Source organism: Aurantimonas manganoxydans SI85-9A1 (assembly GCF_000153465.1).
GTDB lineage: Bacteria > Pseudomonadota > Alphaproteobacteria > Rhizobiales > Rhizobiaceae > Aurantimonas > Aurantimonas manganoxydans.
In genome coordinates, this window is record NZ_CH672387.1 from 3,875,955 (window position 1) to 3,890,314 (window position 14,360).

Sequence of the window (14,360 nt, forward strand, 5' to 3'; positions counted from 1 at the left end):
AGGTTCGGCGGGCCGGTTAACGCGCTGCGCGAAATGAAACCGAACCGCCCGGGGCGCGTAGCGCGTCGTCCCATCGGCATGAGGCGCACCCGCCCCGAACTGCCCATCCGGGGGTTGGCTATTCTGCCGCTTGCGGCAGCCCCCGCCCGTCGTAGGCCGCCCGTGCCGCCACAACCCTCGCGTGGTTCGCCAGAGCCCATGACCCCAGCGCATCGAGGGGCACCAGCAATTCGCGACCGAGATCGGTCAGCTCGTACTCAACCTTCGGCGGGATCGTCGGGTAGGCTGTGCGGGTGACATAACCGTCGCGCTCCAGCCCCCGCAGGGTGATGGTGAGCATCTTCTGGGAAATTCCGTCCACGGCGCGCTTGATCTCCATGAAGCGCTTCCGCCCAGTGCCCAGAAGCATGACGATGTGAACGCTCCATTTGTCGCCGACCAGCGAGATCACTTCATTCGCTTGTCGGCAGCGACCGGAATCGTGGGGCGGTTTCATTGAGGTGCCTCAGGCTCGTCCAGGTGCGATCTTGCGTGAATCCATTCGGGTATCAAATGGTGATCCAGTCACGTTTGTAAACGAAAGGCTCCTTTCATGCCCACCGTCGCCGTCCTCGTCGGCTCGCTGCGTCGCGCCTCCATCAACCGCAAATTCGCCGAAAGCCTCGGCCGGCTCGCCGGCGATCGCCTGACATTCCGTTTCGTCGAGATCGGTGACCTGCCGCTCTACAATGAGGACCTCTGGGACGACGCCCCGGCATCCGTGCTGCGCATGAAGAGCGAGGTCGAGGCAGCCGATGCGGTGCTGTTCGTGACGCCCGAATACAATCGCTCCTTCACTCCCGCGATTAAGAACGCCATAGACTGGGGAACGCGTCCCTGGGGTCAGAATTCCTGGGAGGCCAAGCCAGCGGCCGTGATCGGCACCAGCCCCGGCGCGATTGGTTCGGCTGTCGGCCAGAACGCACTCAAGGGTCTCCTGACCGTCGTCGACATGGTCCTGATGGGCCAGCCGGAGGTCTACTACAGCTACAAGGCCGACGCCTTCGACGCCGATAACAACGTCACCGACGAGGCGACCCGGAGCTTTCTCAACAGCTGGATCGACCGCTTTGCCGGCTGGATCGCCCGCACCTCGGAGCCACGCACCACGGCGCAGCCCGGTCCGAACTAGAGGCACGGCCCCTTTCACCGCGGCGGCCTTCTGCCATAAGAGACGCTGACGGCACCGCGGACAGGAAGGATACGGCACCATGGCCGAGGCACGGCGGATCGACGGCAAGGCGCGCGCGGCGCGGATCATCGAGGAGGTCACGGCGGCGACGTCGTCCCTGACCGCCGAGACGGGCCTCCAACCCGGACTGGCCGTGGTGATCGTCGGCGAAGACCCGGCCAGTCAGGTCTATGTCGGCTCCAAGGCCAAGCGCGCGGTCGAATGCGGCTTCAAGTCGGTCAAGCACGTGCTCGACGCCGACACGTCCGAAGCGGCGCTGCTCGACCTGATCGCCGAGCTCAACGCCGATCCCGACATCCACGGCATTCTCGTCCAACTGCCGCTGCCGCCGCAGATCGACGAGGGCAAGGTGATCCAGGCGATCGACGCCGACAAGGACGTCGACGGCTTCCACCTCGTCAATGTCGGGCGGCTGTCCACCGGCGCGATCGACGAAGCCTTCGTGCCCTGCACGCCGGCTGGCTCGATGATCCTGATCCGCGACGTTCTCGGCGACGATCTGTCGGGCCTCAACGCGGTGATCGTCGGCCGCTCCAACATCGTCGGCAAGCCGATGGCGCAGCTTCTTCTGGCTGCCAACGCCACCGTGACCATCGCCCATTCGCGCACCAAGGACCTGCCCGCCCTCTGCCGGAACGCGGATATCCTGGTCGCGGCCGTCGGCCGGCCGGAGATGATCGGCGCGGACTATGTGAAGGAGGGTGCCGTGGTCATCGATGTCGGCATCAACCGGATCGACGCGCCCGAGAAGGGCAACAACCCCGACGGCTCGGTGAAGACCCGGCTGGTGGGCGATGTGGCGTTCGAGGCCGCCTCGCAGAAGGCCGCGGCGATCACGCCGGTGCCGGGCGGCGTCGGGCCGATGACCATCGCCATGCTGATGGCCAACACGCTGGTGGCAGCCTGCCGCGCCGCCGGTCGCACGCCGCCGCGCTTCTGAGCCGGGCCACCTGGATCAGGCGCGACTCCCTATCCTGTCTGAAATTGGTGGCCGGTCAGCGGGCGCCGACAGCCTGATAGACGGACGGACCGCCTTTGCCACCGAAGCCGTAGACGTCGTAGCGGGCGTCCGGGTCGTCGCCCATGCCGGGCGAGCCCATCGGCATGCCCGGTGCCGACAGGCCGGCCAGGGCGGGACGCTCGGCGAGGAGCCGGTCGATCGCATCCATCGGCACATGGCCCTCGATGACATAGCCGTCGATCCTGGCCGTGTGGCACCCTTCCATCGCCGCCGGCACCTTCGCCGCACGCTTGATCGGGGTCAGTTCATCGGTGTTCGTGACGGTGACGTCAAAGCCATGCGCGCGGGCAATGTCCGTCCAGGCCTCGCAGCAGCCGCAGGTCGGCGACTTCCAGACCGACATGTGCCGGTCGGCATGATCGGCCTTGGCCGCCAACGTGCCCAGCACGAGCAGTCCGGCCGATACCGCGAGCGGGAGGATGGTCTTCGTCATAAGTCGCCTGTCCTTGCCTGACATCCGTATCGCGGGTTGGTCCCTACGATACGGAAAAGCGTCGGCGGGCTTTGTGGCGATCAGATGGTGTCGCCGACGTCCTGCGGAGCGGCGTCCGCCTCGGCCTTGGCGGCAGAAGCCTTCGGCCCGCCCTTGGACACGCCGACCATGGCCGGGCGCAGCACGCGCTCGCCAATGGCATAGCCCGCCTGCACGACCTGCAGGACGGTGCCGTTCGGCACTTCGGTGTTCGGGATCTCGAACATCGCCTGATGGAAGTTCGGATCGAAGCGCTGGCCTTCCGGGTCGAGCTTCCTGACGCCGTGCTTCTCCAGCGTGCTGATCAGCGACCGCTCGGTCACCTCGACGCCGTCGATGAGACCGGCCAGACCACCCTCGCCATCGGCCTTGGCTTCGGCCGGCACGGCTTCCAGCGCGCGGCGCAGATTGTCGGCGACCGACAGGATCTCGCGGGCAAAGCCGGTCACCGCGTAGGTGCGCGCATCTTTGACCTCGCGCTCGGTCCGCCGACGCAGGTTCTCCATGTCAGCGGCCAGCCGCAGCAGGCGATCCTTGACGTCGGCGTTCTCGGCTTCCAGCGCGGCGATGCGCTCGGCATCAGCGCTGGCCGCCGCATCGGCGTCGGCAAAGCCGCTGGCGGCGTCCGCATAGCCGCTGCCCTCGGCATTGGCATTGGCCGCCGCACGCCGCGCCTCGGCCTCGCTCGCCGGGTCGGCGCGATCGCGGGCGGCCGGGTCAGATGCCCGGTTGCGGGCTTCGTCGTGTTCGCGCTTGCCGGTATCGCTCATGCGTCATCACCTCGTGTCGGGGCCTGGCTGCACAAGTCCGCGGTGGGGGTCCCCACGCGAACCGCGCAGCGCGGCGTAAAATCGTTGTCGCGCCGCATATCGAATTGACGGGACGGAAAATCAAGCCTCGCGGGCGGCCGCGCCGGAGGTCAGAAGCCGCGATACGATGCGCGCGGTGTAGTCCACCATCGGCACGATGCGCTTGTAGTTGAGCCGGGTCGGGCCGATCACGCCGACCGCGCCGATGACGCTCTCGCCGCCGCCCTGATATGGGGCGACCACCAGCGAGGATCCGGACAGCGAGAACAGCTTGTTCTCCGACCCGATGAAGATCCGCACGCCATTGCCCTTCTCGGCAAGGCCGAGAAGTTCGATGATGCCGCTCTTGGTCTCCAGATCGTCGAAGAGCAGGCGCAGCCGTTCGATGTCCTCGGAGGCGGTGACGTTCTCCAGGAGATTTGCGCGACCACGCACGATCAGCCGCGCCGGCTGGTCGGCCGAGGCGCCGGACCAGACCGCCAGCCCCTTTTCGACGAGCTGGCGCGACAGGAGGTCGAGGGCACTGGACGTGTTGTCCTTCAGCCGGGCGATCTCCTCGCTCGCCTCGCCCAGCGTGCGGCCGACGATATGGGCGTTGAGGAAGTTTCCGGCCTCGACAAGCTGCGAGGCGGTGACGCCGGCCGGCAGGTCGAGAATGCGGTTCTCCACCTCGCCATTGGCGCCGACCAGCACCGCCAGCGCCCGTGTGGGCTCCAGCCGGATGAACTCGATATGCTTGAGGCGCAGATCGGCCTTTGAGGTCAGTACGATGCCGGCGCCGCGCGACAGGCCGGACAGGAGCTGGCTCGCCTCGGTCAGAAGCGATTCGAACGGGCGGCCGTCGCCCGACACGCGCACTTTCTCCTCGATCTCCTCGCGCTCGGACGAGCCTAGATCGCCAACCTCCAGAAAGGCGTCAACGAAGAAGCGCAGGCCCAGTTCGGTCGGCATGCGTCCGGCGCTGACATGCGGCGCATAGATCAGGCCGAGCGCTTCCAGATCGCTCATCACGTTGCGGATCGAGGCCGGCGACAGCGCGTTGGTCAGGAGCCGCGACAGCATGCGCGAGCCCACCGGCTCGCCGATATCGAGATAGCTCTCGACGATCAGCCGGAAGATCTCCCGCGAGCGCTCGTCCAGCGGCAGTGCTCCGGAAGCCAAATCGCTGACAGGCAAACGGAATTCAGTCATGGCGTCGCATCGTTTCCCGCATGACCGGACTATAGGGAATGCACGGGCCCTCGCCAAGCCGTCCGGCCGCGATAGCCCTCCGCGCAGGCGTGTTTCCGGCCGATCTTCCGCCATCGCGCGGCGCCCCGCCATGACGGCGACGCGAAAATCTTTGATCCGCCGGGTCATCGCCGATACAAGCCCGGCGCAACCCGAAGCATCTATTCCCTTCTCCAGGACCGATTGTCAGGACCTCATCATGCGGCCATCCAAACGCGCCTTCGACGAATTGCGGCCCGTCAGCCTCGAGCGGAACTACTCCCGTCACGCCGAAGGCTCGTGCCTCGTCCGGTTCGGCGACACCCATGTCCTGTGCACGGCGAGCCTTGAAGAGCGCGTGCCGGGCTGGCTGAAGAACTCCGGCAAGGGCTGGGTGACGGCCGAATACGGCATGCTGCCGCGCGCCACGGGCGACCGGATGCGCCGCGAGGCGGCGTCCGGCAAGCAGTCGGGCCGTACCCAGGAAATCCAGCGTCTCGTCGGCCGCAGCCTGCGCGCCGTCGTCGACCTGCAGGCCCTGGGCGAGCGCCAGATCACCGTGGATTGCGACGTCATCCAGGCCGATGGCGGCACCCGCACGGCGGCGATCACCGGCGGCTACGTGGCACTGGCCGACTGCCTCGCCTGGATGGGCCAGCGCGCCATGGTCGATCCGGCCAAGGTGCTGAAGGACCACGTCGCGGCGATCTCCTGCGGCATCTACAAGGGCGAGCCGGTGCTCGATCTCGACTACCCGGAAGATTCCGCCGCCGAGACCGACGCCAATTTCGTCATGACCGGCGCCGGCGGCATCGTCGAGATCCAGGGCACCGCCGAGGGCACGCCGTTTTCGCAGGACGAGTTCCTCAAGCTCCTCGATCTCGCCCGCAAGGGGATCAACGATCTCGTCGGCATGCAGCGCCAGGCCATCGAGGCCGCGCAATGACACGTCTCGACCCGAAGGACGGCCCGCTTCTCGTTGCCAGCCACAATATCGGAAAAATCTGGGAAATCCGCGAGCTGATGGAGCCCTTCGGCTTCGAGGTGACCTCGGCGAAGGACAAGGGCCTCGAGGATCCCGAGGAGACCGGCACGACCTTCGAGGCCAATGCCGAGCTCAAGGCGCTGGCCGCCATGCGCGCCACCGGCCTCGTGTCGCTGTCGGACGATTCCGGTATCGCCATCGACGCGCTGAACGGCGATCCCGGCATCTATTCGGCGCGCTGGGGCGGACCGGATCGCGATTTCGCCATGGCGATGCGCAATGTCGAGGAGAAGCTGCAGGCGGCCGGCGCCACGACGCCGGAGCAGCGCCGGGCGAAATTCGTCGCGGTTCTGTGCCTTGCGGATCCGGCCGGCGGCACGCATCTCTTCCGGGGCGAGGTCGAGGGGACCATCGTCTGGCCGCCGCGCGGCGAGCTCGGCTTCGGCTACGATCCGATCTTCCTGCCCGACGGCAGCGACCGGACCTTCGGCGAGATGATGTCGGCGGAAAAACACGCCTGGAAGCCCGGCCAGCCGACCGCCATGTCGCACCGGGCGCGGGCCTTCCAGAAATTCGCGCGCGACGCACTCGGAGTCGAATGACGATCCATTCCCGCCCAGGCCGTGACGTCCTTGCCTTCGAGCCGCAATCGCGCGCGCCGGGGTTCGGCGTCTATGTGCATTGGCCGTTCTGCGCGGCCAAATGCCCGTATTGCGACTTCAACAGTCATGTCCGGCACAAGCCGGTGGACCAGGAGCGCTATGCGGCGGCCTTCGAGCGGGAACTGGCCGAGATGGCCCGCCGCTCGGCGGGCGAGACGGTCACCTCGATCTTCCTCGGCGGTGGTACGCCGTCGCTGATGGAGCCGGCGACGGTCCGCCGGATCCTCGATGCCGTGGCCGCCAACTGGACGATCGCCGACGGCGCCGAGATCACGCTGGAGGCCAATCCGTCGAGCGTCGAGGCGGAGCGGTTCCGTGGCTATCGCGAGGCCGGCGTCAACCGGGTGTCGCTCGGCGTGCAGGCGCTGAACGATCGCGACCTTCGGCTGCTGGGCCGGCTGCACAGCGTCGACCAGGCGCTGCACGCCATCGGCCTTGCCCGCGAGATCTTCCCGCGCCTGTCCTTCGACCTGATCTATGCCCGGCCCGACCAGACCGTCGCGGCCTGGGAGAGCGAGCTGAACCAGGCGATCGATCTGGCCGCCGATCATCTGTCGCTCTACCAGCTTACCATCGAGGAGGGCACGCCCTTCTACGCCCTGCACAAGGCAGGCAAGCTGATCGTGCCGGATGGGGATCTGTCGGCCGACCTCTACGAATCCACCCAGCGGATTACCGCCGAACGCGGCCTACCGGCCTACGAGATCTCCAACCACGCCGTCCCCGGCGCCGAGTCCCGCCACAACCTGACCTACTGGCGCTACGGCCTCTATGCCGGTGTCGGCCCCGGCGCCCATGGCCGGCTGATGGGTCCGGGCGGGCGCCACGCCATCTCCAACGAACCGCTGCCGGAAACCTGGCTGAAGATGGTCGAATCCTGGGACAGCGGGGCGGTGGTCGATGACTTGCTGAGCCCGACCGAGCAGGCCGACGAATTGCTGCTGATGGGCTTGCGCCTGACCGAGGGCATCGACCTGAAGCGCTGGCGCAAGCTGACCGGCCGCGACCTCGATCCGGTCAGCGAGGCGGACCTGATGGCCCACGGCATGGTGGAACGCCTCGGTCCCGACCGGCTGCGGGCAACGCCTGCCGGCATGCTCGTCCTCGACGCGGTGGTCGCCGACCTCGCTTGAGCGAGCATCACGGTCGACAGCACAACCGGTCGGCGATAAAATCGCGTCGCTATCAGCAGGAGCGCCTGACGATGACGCGCAACAACACTCCGGTTCTGGTCGATCTGGGCCAGCAGCGTGCGAGCCTCGACGCGCATCTTGAAAGCGGCGATCTCTCCGATGCCAGCGACGTGATCCGCGCCGGACTTCGGGCGCTGGATCGCGAGGCCGCAGGACGGGACGCGGTTGTAAAGGCCGGGATCGAACTCGCTCTCGACGATCCCCGACCGTCCCGCCCTGCCCGCGATGTCTTCGATCGTTTGCGCGACAAGCAAGGCGCGAGGGCCAAGCGAACGGGCCCGGATGCGGCCTGAGATCCGGTTTCATCCGCTTGCGGAAGAGGATCTCGATGCCATCGACGACTTCGTCGCCCTCCACAGCCCGTCAGGTGCCCGGCATCTCGTCGAACGCGTCGAACGCGTCGAAAACGCGGTTGAACGGCTTTCGCGGTTTCCGGACAGTGGCAGACGACGAGACGATCTTGCGGCTGGGATCAGGACGCTTGCGATCGACCGTACCCTTCTCCTCGCTTATCGGATCGAGCACGATCACATCGTTATCCTGCGGATTTTCTATGCGGGACGCGACTTCGACGGCGATCTGCGCGAAGACAGCCTCGAACCTCTCTGACAAAGTTGCGTGCGAATGACACAGACTGACGAGCCCGCCCGCCGCTATCGCATCCGCGATGTGGCGCATACGGCGCCGAAGCCGGAGCCGGGCCTCTATCTGGTGGCGACGCCAATCGGCAATCTCGGCGACGTGACCCTGCGCGGGCTGGAACTCATCGCGGGAGCCGATCGCCTCGCCTGCGAGGATACGCGCGTCACCGCCAAGCTGCTGCATCGCTTCGGCATCGAGCGCCGGATGTTCGCCTATCACGAGCACAATGCCGAAGATGCCAGCGCCGCGCTCCTCGCCGATCTGCAGGCCGGCCTGTCGGTGGCGCTGGTCTCGGACGCCGGAACACCGCTGGTGTCGGACCCTGGCTACCGGATCGTCCAGGAGGCGATTGCGGCCAGGATTCCCGTCGTGCCGATCCCCGGCGCCTCGGCGGCCCTCGCCGCGCTGCTCGCCTCGGGCCTGCCGTCCGACGCCTTCTTCTTTGCCGGCTTCCTGCCGCAGAAGGAGCAGGCGCGCGCGCAGCGGCTGGAAGAACTCGCCCGCATTCCCGGCACGCTGGTCTTCTTCGAGGCCCCGCACCGGATCGCCGACAGCCTCGCGGCCATGGACCAGGCCCTCGGCGCGCGTCAGGCCGCCGTCTGCCGCGAACTGACCAAGGCGTACGAGACTATCTATCGCGGCACGCTGGGCGACCTCGCCGCAGAGTTCGCGGGCATGGAACGCGTGCGCGGCGAGATCGTCGTCTGCATCGCGCCGCCCGACGCGCCGCCGGTGGCGAGCGAGGCCGATGCCGACGCGATCCTGTCGGGTCTGCTGGCGGAGATGAAGCCGACCAAAGCGGCGCAGGAAGCGGCCCGGCTGACCGGCCTCGGGCGACGCGACCTCTACCAGCGCGCCCTCGCCCTCAAGGGCCGGCAGTGACCTCTGCGGACGCGGCGCGCGCCCGGCGTCGGCATGGCTTTCGCAAGGGTCATCGCGGCGAGTGGCTGGCGGCCATGGCGCTGCGCCTGAAGGGCTACCGCATCCTCGCCGTCCGGCACCGCACGAAAGCCGGCGAGATCGACCTGATCGCCCGGCGCGGCGATCTCGTCGCCTTCGTCGAGGTGAAGGCCCGCGCGACGCTCGCCGAGGCGATGGACGCGGTCGGCCCGCAGACCCAGCGCCGGATCGAGGCCGCGGCCGATCTGTGGATCGGGCGCCGGACCGATTTCGCCCGGCTCTCGCGCCGCTTCGATATCGTCGCCGTGCTGCCATGGCGCTGGCCGGTCCATGTCACCGGCGCGTGGCAGGGTCGCGGCTAGGCTCGCAGGCATCCCGACCGTTGCCGATCGGCCAGTGCCGGCGGATTTCCGACGCGGCGCCCGCCCGGCCCCGATAGGCACCGGGCGCATGAGCCTCTATAGGACGTCGCGATGAGCAAGAAAACGACAGCCGGGCAGGCCGCCGGCGTGACGACGAAGAAGCGGATGTCCCTGAAGGAGCCGGGCGAGCGCGGTCTCGTGCTGCGGCTCCTGAAGCGGATCATCCAGGAGAACGGCCGGCAGTTCCTGCGCCAGTACGTGATGGCGATCGTCTGCCTCGTGCTGGTCGCGGCCTCGACGGCGTTTCTGGCCTGGATCATGCGCAGCGTGATCGACGACATCTTCGTCAACCAGAACCGCGCCGCCATCGTCACGCTGCCGATCGTCGTCTTCCTGGCCTTCGCCACGCGCGGCCTTGCCACCTACGGCCAGGGCGTGATCCTCGCCCGCATCGGCAACCACATCGTCGCGCGCTACCAGCGCCGGCTGTTCGCCCATCTGATGGCCCTGTCGGTGGACTTCTTCGGCGAGAACCGCTCGGCGCATCTCGCCGCCCGGATCAACCAGAATGTCGCCGGCATCCGCGACACGCTGAACCTGACGGTCACCTCGATCGCCCGCGATCTGCTGACGCTGATCTTCCTGGTCTTCGTGATGATCTACCAGGACCCGCTGCTGTCGATGATCGCCCTGATCGCCGGCCCGCCGATCGCCCTGATGATCGGCATTCTGGCCCGCAAACTGCGGGTGGTCACCCGCCAGTCGATCGATCTCAATGCGCGGGTGCTCGGCTCGATCCAGGAGGCGGCACAGGGCATCACCGTGGTGAAGGCCTTCACCATGGAAAAGCCGCTGCGCGCACGCATCGAGACGCTGATCCTCGGCGCCGAGGAACGCTCCAACCGCATCGCCGTCATCACCGAGCGCACCACGCCGGTCACCGAGATCGTCGCCGGCCTCGCGATCGCCGGGGTGATCGCCTATTCGGGCTACCGCGCCATCGTCTACGGCTACTCGCCGGGCGCCATGTTCGCGTTCATCACGGCGCTGCTGCTCGCCTATGATCCGGCCCGCCGTCTCGCCAAGCTGCAGGTGCAACTCGAGCGGGCGCTGGTCAACGCCCAGATGATCTACGAGATCCTCGATCTGAAGCCGGGCCAGGCCGACAAGCCGGGCGCGCCGGCGCTGAAGGTCGACCGGGCGGAGATCGTCTTCGAGAATGTCGGCTTCGGCTATCATCCGGGCGAACCCGTCCTGAAGGGCATGAGCTTCACCGCCCGGCCGGGCCGCACCACCGCACTGATCGGCGCGTCGGGCGGCGGCAAGTCCACCTTGATCTCGCTGCTGCAGCGCTTCTACGACGTGTCGGAGGGCGCCATCCGCATCGACGGCCAGGACATCCGCGACGTCGCGACAGCCTCGCTGCGCGCGCAGATCGCCTATGTCCCGCAGACGCCGTATCTCTTCGAGGGCACGATCCGCGAGAACATCCGCCTCGGCCGCCCCGATGCGACCGACGATGAGATCGCCGAGGCCGCGCGGCAGGCGCAGGCCGAGGAGTTCATCCTCGCCCAGCCCCAGGGCTACGACACGCCGCTCGGCGAAAACGGCATCTCGCTGTCGGGCGGCCAGCGCCAGCGCCTGTCGATCGCCCGGGCGCTGGTGCGCAACGCGCCCATCCTGCTTCTCGACGAGGCCACCTCGGCCCTCGACACGCGCTCCGAGACCCTGGTGCAGGCGGCGCTGGACGAGGCGATGAAGAACCGCACCGTCCTCGTCGTCGCGCACCGCCTGTCGACCATCGTCGGCGCCGACCAGATTCTCGTCGTCGATGGCGGCGAGATCGTCGAGCGCGGCAGCCACGAGGAACTTGTCGGACGCCGCGACGGCCTCTATGCCCGGTTCCACGGCCTGCAGTCGAGCGATCGCCGCAGCGGTACGGCAACGCGGCCCGAGGAAATCGCCGCATCCGTGCGGGGCTGACGCGCCAGGCCGCGCAACGAGGGAGAGACGCGATGGCACCGATGAAGCTGGTCGTCCTGGGCGCCGCCGGTCGTATGGGCCGCACGCTGGTCACCGTGATCAGCGAGACCGAAGGCGCCGTCCTGTCCGGCGCGGTCGAACGCGAGGGCTCGGAGGCGATCGGCCAGGATGCGGGGCTCCTCGCCGGCATCGGGACCTCGGGGGTCCTCATCACCGACGATATCGATGCGGCCCTCGCCGGCGCCGACGGCATCATCGACTTCACCGCGCCGGCGGCTTCCGTCGCCATGGCCGAACGCGCCGCGAGCGGCTCGCTGGTCCATGTCGTCGGCACCACCGGCTGCTCGACCGATCAGGACGCGGCGATCGCGGCCAGCGCCGAGCGCACGCCGATCGTCAAATCCGGCAATATGAGCCTCGGCGTCAATCTGCTCGCCGGCCTCGTCGAGAAGGCTGCCCGGGCGCTCGGCCCCGACGCCTTCGACATCGAGATCCTGGAAATGCACCACAAGCACAAGGTGGATGCACCATCCGGCACCGCCCTGCTCCTCGGTGAGGCCGCCGCGAAGGGTCGCGGCATCTCGCTCGCCGACAAAAGCGTGCGGGTGCGCGACGGCCATACCGGGCCGCGCCCCGAAGGCACGATCGGCTTCGCCACGCTGCGCGGCGGCTCGGTCACCGGCGAGCATTCGGTGATCCTGGCCGGCGAAGGTGAGCGCATCGAGATCTCGCATCTGGCCACCGACCGGGCGATCTTCGCCCGCGGCGCCGTCCGCGCCGCCCTCTGGGCAAAGGACCGCGCGCCCGGCCTCTACACCATGGCCGACGTCCTCGGCCTCTGACGGCTGGCGCCCGCCCGCCCCGCACGCTTCATCCGACCCACATGAAAGGTCCGCCGCGATGTCCAGAACCCTCGTCCTCGTCCGCCACGGCCAGAGCGACTGGAACCTCAAGAACCTCTTCACCGGCTGGAAGGACCCCGACCTGACCGAGAAGGGCGTCGAGGAAGCCATGGATGCCGGGCGCCGCCTGAAGGCCGCGGGCCTGACCTTCGACATCGCCTTCACCAGCGAACTCTCCCGCGCCCAGCGCACGCTGACGCTGGCGCTCGACGAACTCGGCCAGCCGGACCTCGAGACGATCCGCCACGTCGCCCTCAACGAGCGCGACTATGGCGACCTGTCCGGCCTCAACAAGGACGACGCCCGCGCCAAATGGGGCGAGGAGCAGGTGCATATCTGGCGCCGCTCCTACGACGTGCCGCCGCCGGGCGGGGAGAGCCTGAAGGACACCGGCGCCCGCGTCTGGCCCTATTACATCCACGACATCCTGCCGAAGGTGATGAACGACGGCACGGTGCTGGTCGCCGCCCACGGCAATTCGCTGCGCGCCATGGTGATGGCGCTGGACGGGCTGACCGGCGAGGAGATCGTCGGCCAGGAGATCGCCACCGGTGTGCCGATCGTCTACCGGCTCAACGCCGATACCAGTGTCGCCGAGAAGACCGTCCTCGAAGGCTGACGGCGCTCCGGTTTCGCTCGAGCCCGCGCCCCGTCGGCGCGGGTTTGAGTGCGCCGGCGGAAGCTGCTAGGCCGCAGCGGGCGCCGGAAACCAGCGAGAGAATGCCATCATGACCGACCGTATCGTCCTGCGCAGCGGCGAAGCCCTTGTCGCCGGCGGCCCTCCGGGCACCGCCGCCGAACCGGAAGTCGTGATCGGCGAGCTCGACGGGCCGGTTGGCACCGCGCTCGCCACCCTCACCGGCGACCAGGTGAAGGGCCACAGCCGCGTCTTCGCCCTGCTGAACACCGACATCATGGTCCGCCCCGTCACGCTTTGCGTGTCGAAGGTCACCGTCGACGATCCCAAATACACCAACATCCTGATGGGCACGGTGCAGTTCGCCATCGCCAATGGCGTGCTCGACGCCGTGCGCGAGGGCATCCTGCCGAAGGACCGGGTCAACGACCTTGGCATCATCTGCTCGGTGTGGCTCGCCCCGACCATCGTCGACGTGCCGGATCTCGACCACAAGGTGCTGTTCGACATCCATCGCAAGGGCATGACCCAGGCGATCCGCAAGGCGATGGCGAACGAGCCCTCGATCGACTGGCTCCTGGAGAACCAGGACAACATCGTCCACAAATACTACCAGATGGGTCTCGACGGTAAGATCTGAGCCCGCCACGCGACCGCCGCTCAGGAGGCGGCGACGTCCCGGTTGGCGGTGAACCAGAGGCAGAGATCGGTGAGCATGCAGGCCTCGCAGCGGGGTCTGCGCGCCACGCAGACCGCCTTGCCGAACTGGATCAGCCAGAAATGCCCGTCGCCCTGCGCCCAGTCCGGGGCGCGGGCGGCGAGCTGGTCGGCGGTGGCGTCGGCCCCGCGCGCCGCCGTCAGGCCGATGCGGTTGGCGACCCGGTGGACATGAGTGTCGACGGCGATGACGTCCTGTCCGAAGGTGAAGCTGAGGACGATGTCGGCGCATTTGCGCCCGACGCCCGGCAGCGCCATCAGCCCGGCCCGATCCTGCGGGACGACCCCGCCATGGGTCTGAAGCAATGCCTGGCAGAGCCGCGTCAGATTGCGCGCCTTCATGTTGTAGAGACCGCAGGGCCTGATCGCACGGGCGATCGCCTCCTCGCCGAGCACCAGCATCGCCTGCGGCGTCGTGGCCATCGCAAACAGCGCCTCGGCCGCCGCGGCCGTGTTGCGGTCGAGGCTCTGGGCCGAGAGGACGCAGGAGACAAGCGAGCGGAACGGATCGGGCTGGTCCTTCGGCCCCTTGGCCGTCGCCGTGCGCCCCGGCATCTCGGCGGCGAGGCGCTGGAACACCGTCTCCACTGCCGCCTCAGGCAGAACCGCCATGTCGCTCATCCGTCCGGCCACCG

General features: G+C 68.1%; 18 protein-coding genes. 13 read left to right on the top strand and 5 right to left on the bottom strand.

All coding sequences use genetic code 11. From position 1 onward, the window contains the following. Positions 1 to 118 precede the first annotated feature (118 nt). Positions 119 to 496 (bottom strand): winged helix-turn-helix transcriptional regulator, encoded by a 378-nt coding sequence (locus tag SI859A1_RS18215; RefSeq protein WP_009211145.1) that lies wholly within the window; start codon positions 494 to 496, stop codon positions 119 to 121. Positions 497 to 592: 96 nt separating this feature from the next. On the opposite strand from SI859A1_RS18215, the gene SI859A1_RS18220 reads away from it, so the two are divergent. Continuing rightward, positions 593 to 1,171 carry an NADPH-dependent FMN reductase gene (locus tag SI859A1_RS18220; RefSeq protein WP_009211146.1) on the top strand — a complete coding sequence of 193 codons (579 nt, stop codon included), beginning with the start codon at positions 593 to 595 and terminating at the stop codon, positions 1,169 to 1,171. A 79-nt stretch (positions 1,172 to 1,250) separates the two neighbouring features. Next, on the top strand, positions 1,251 to 2,171 hold the full coding sequence (gene folD, locus SI859A1_RS18225; protein ID WP_009211147.1) for a bifunctional methylenetetrahydrofolate dehydrogenase/methenyltetrahydrofolate cyclohydrolase FolD: 921 nt from the start codon (positions 1,251 to 1,253) through the stop codon (positions 2,169 to 2,171). 55 nt (positions 2,172 to 2,226) lie between these two features. On the opposite strand, the gene SI859A1_RS18230 is transcribed toward folD, so the two are convergent. The 3 genes from SI859A1_RS18230 to hrcA form a co-directional block, all read right to left on the bottom strand. Next, positions 2,227 to 2,685, bottom strand: a complete 459-nt coding sequence (locus SI859A1_RS18230; protein WP_040325998.1) for a DUF411 domain-containing protein — start codon at positions 2,683 to 2,685, stop codon at positions 2,227 to 2,229. A gap of 80 nt (positions 2,686 to 2,765) precedes the next feature. Then, positions 2,766 to 3,494 carry a nucleotide exchange factor GrpE gene (gene grpE / locus SI859A1_RS18235; RefSeq protein ID WP_009211149.1) on the bottom strand — a complete coding sequence of 243 codons (729 nt, stop codon included), beginning with the start codon at positions 3,492 to 3,494 and terminating at the stop codon, positions 2,766 to 2,768. A gap of 120 nt (positions 3,495 to 3,614) precedes the next feature. Continuing rightward, on the bottom strand, positions 3,615 to 4,724 hold the full coding sequence (gene hrcA / locus SI859A1_RS18240) for a heat-inducible transcriptional repressor HrcA (RefSeq protein ID WP_009211150.1): 1,110 nt from the start codon (positions 4,722 to 4,724) through the stop codon (positions 3,615 to 3,617). A 238-nt stretch (positions 4,725 to 4,962) separates the two neighbouring features. On the opposite strand from hrcA, the gene rph reads away from it, so the two are divergent. The 11 genes from rph to SI859A1_RS18295 all read left to right on the top strand — a co-directional run bounded on the left by rph (position 4,963) and on the right by SI859A1_RS18295 (position 13,648). Continuing rightward, entirely contained in the window at positions 4,963 to 5,688 is a 726-nt protein-coding gene (gene rph / locus SI859A1_RS18245; protein ID WP_009211151.1) for a ribonuclease PH, read from the top strand. After that, positions 5,685 to 6,329, top strand: a complete 645-nt coding sequence (rdgB, locus tag SI859A1_RS18250) for an RdgB/HAM1 family non-canonical purine NTP pyrophosphatase (RefSeq protein ID WP_009211152.1) — start codon at positions 5,685 to 5,687, stop codon at positions 6,327 to 6,329. The genes rph and rdgB overlap by 4 nt, the downstream gene beginning before the upstream one ends. Then, positions 6,326 to 7,522, top strand: coding sequence for a radical SAM family heme chaperone HemW (gene hemW / locus SI859A1_RS18255; RefSeq protein WP_009211153.1), 1,197 nt, complete (start codon positions 6,326 to 6,328; stop codon positions 7,520 to 7,522). The genes rdgB and hemW overlap by 4 nt, the downstream gene beginning before the upstream one ends. Before the next feature lie 71 nt (positions 7,523 to 7,593). Then, positions 7,594 to 7,875 (top strand): ribbon-helix-helix domain-containing protein, encoded by a 282-nt coding sequence (locus SI859A1_RS18260; protein ID WP_040325999.1) that lies wholly within the window; start codon positions 7,594 to 7,596, stop codon positions 7,873 to 7,875. Next, entirely contained in the window at positions 7,865 to 8,191 is a 327-nt protein-coding gene (locus SI859A1_RS18265; protein ID WP_040326000.1) for a type II toxin-antitoxin system RelE/ParE family toxin, read from the top strand. The genes SI859A1_RS18260 and SI859A1_RS18265 overlap by 11 nt, the downstream gene beginning before the upstream one ends. A gap of 15 nt (positions 8,192 to 8,206) precedes the next feature. Beyond that, positions 8,207 to 9,106 carry a 16S rRNA (cytidine(1402)-2'-O)-methyltransferase gene (gene rsmI / locus SI859A1_RS18270; RefSeq protein ID WP_040326001.1) on the top strand — a complete coding sequence of 300 codons (900 nt, stop codon included), beginning with the start codon at positions 8,207 to 8,209 and terminating at the stop codon, positions 9,104 to 9,106. Next, positions 9,103 to 9,486 (top strand): YraN family protein, encoded by a 384-nt coding sequence (locus SI859A1_RS18275; protein WP_009211156.1) that lies wholly within the window; start codon positions 9,103 to 9,105, stop codon positions 9,484 to 9,486. The genes rsmI and SI859A1_RS18275 overlap by 4 nt, the downstream gene beginning before the upstream one ends. Before the next feature lie 165 nt (positions 9,487 to 9,651). Beyond that, positions 9,652 to 11,469 (top strand): ABC transporter ATP-binding protein, encoded by a 1,818-nt coding sequence (locus tag SI859A1_RS18280; protein ID WP_040326739.1) that lies wholly within the window; start codon positions 9,652 to 9,654, stop codon positions 11,467 to 11,469. 32 nt (positions 11,470 to 11,501) lie between these two features. Next, entirely contained in the window at positions 11,502 to 12,311 is an 810-nt protein-coding gene (gene dapB, locus SI859A1_RS18285; protein WP_009211158.1) for a 4-hydroxy-tetrahydrodipicolinate reductase, read from the top strand. Between the two features lie 58 nt (positions 12,312 to 12,369). Beyond that, positions 12,370 to 12,990 (top strand): 2,3-bisphosphoglycerate-dependent phosphoglycerate mutase, encoded by a 621-nt coding sequence (locus tag SI859A1_RS18290; RefSeq protein WP_009211159.1) that lies wholly within the window; start codon positions 12,370 to 12,372, stop codon positions 12,988 to 12,990. Positions 12,991 to 13,099: 109 nt separating this feature from the next. Next, positions 13,100 to 13,648 carry a formaldehyde-activating enzyme gene (locus SI859A1_RS18295; RefSeq protein WP_009211160.1) on the top strand — a complete coding sequence of 183 codons (549 nt, stop codon included), beginning with the start codon at positions 13,100 to 13,102 and terminating at the stop codon, positions 13,646 to 13,648. Positions 13,649 to 13,668: 20 nt separating this feature from the next. Here SI859A1_RS18295 and SI859A1_RS18300 read toward each other — a convergent pair whose 3' ends face one another. Further along, positions 13,669 to 14,337: an endonuclease III domain-containing protein gene (locus SI859A1_RS18300; protein WP_040326741.1), complete on the bottom strand. Its 669-nt coding sequence runs from the start codon at positions 14,335 to 14,337 to the stop codon at positions 13,669 to 13,671. Between the last annotated feature and the right edge of the window lie 23 nt (positions 14,338 to 14,360).

What these genes read in the sequence shown, in the direction of transcription:
- SI859A1_RS18215 (WP_009211145.1), bottom strand. Translation starts at nt 496, where the DNA reads ATGAAACCGCCCCACGATTCCGGTCGCTGCCGACAAGCGAATGAAGTG.
- SI859A1_RS18220 (WP_009211146.1), top strand. Translation starts at nt 593, where the DNA reads ATGCCCACCGTCGCCGTCCTCGTCGGCTCGCTGCGTCGCGCCTCCATC.
- folD (WP_009211147.1), top strand. Translation starts at nt 1,251, where the DNA reads ATGGCCGAGGCACGGCGGATCGACGGCAAGGCGCGCGCGGCGCGGATC.
- SI859A1_RS18230 (WP_040325998.1), bottom strand. Translation starts at nt 2,685, where the DNA reads ATGACGAAGACCATCCTCCCGCTCGCGGTATCGGCCGGACTGCTCGTG.
- grpE (WP_009211149.1), bottom strand. Translation starts at nt 3,494, where the DNA reads ATGAGCGATACCGGCAAGCGCGAACACGACGAAGCCCGCAACCGGGCA.
- hrcA (WP_009211150.1), bottom strand. Translation starts at nt 4,724, where the DNA reads ATGACTGAATTCCGTTTGCCTGTCAGCGATTTGGCTTCCGGAGCACTG.
- rph (WP_009211151.1), top strand. Translation starts at nt 4,963, where the DNA reads ATGCGGCCATCCAAACGCGCCTTCGACGAATTGCGGCCCGTCAGCCTC.
- rdgB (WP_009211152.1), top strand. Translation starts at nt 5,685, where the DNA reads ATGACACGTCTCGACCCGAAGGACGGCCCGCTTCTCGTTGCCAGCCAC.
- hemW (WP_009211153.1), top strand. Translation starts at nt 6,326, where the DNA reads ATGACGATCCATTCCCGCCCAGGCCGTGACGTCCTTGCCTTCGAGCCG.
- SI859A1_RS18260 (WP_040325999.1), top strand. Translation starts at nt 7,594, where the DNA reads ATGACGCGCAACAACACTCCGGTTCTGGTCGATCTGGGCCAGCAGCGT.
- SI859A1_RS18265 (WP_040326000.1), top strand. Translation starts at nt 7,865, where the DNA reads ATGCGGCCTGAGATCCGGTTTCATCCGCTTGCGGAAGAGGATCTCGAT.
- rsmI (WP_040326001.1), top strand. Translation starts at nt 8,207, where the DNA reads ATGACACAGACTGACGAGCCCGCCCGCCGCTATCGCATCCGCGATGTG.
- SI859A1_RS18280 (WP_040326739.1), top strand. Translation starts at nt 9,652, where the DNA reads ATGTCCCTGAAGGAGCCGGGCGAGCGCGGTCTCGTGCTGCGGCTCCTG.
- dapB (WP_009211158.1), top strand. Translation starts at nt 11,502, where the DNA reads ATGGCACCGATGAAGCTGGTCGTCCTGGGCGCCGCCGGTCGTATGGGC.
- SI859A1_RS18290 (WP_009211159.1), top strand. Translation starts at nt 12,370, where the DNA reads ATGTCCAGAACCCTCGTCCTCGTCCGCCACGGCCAGAGCGACTGGAAC.
- SI859A1_RS18295 (WP_009211160.1), top strand. Translation starts at nt 13,100, where the DNA reads ATGACCGACCGTATCGTCCTGCGCAGCGGCGAAGCCCTTGTCGCCGGC.
- SI859A1_RS18300 (WP_040326741.1), bottom strand. Translation starts at nt 14,337, where the DNA reads ATGGCGGTTCTGCCTGAGGCGGCAGTGGAGACGGTGTTCCAGCGCCTC.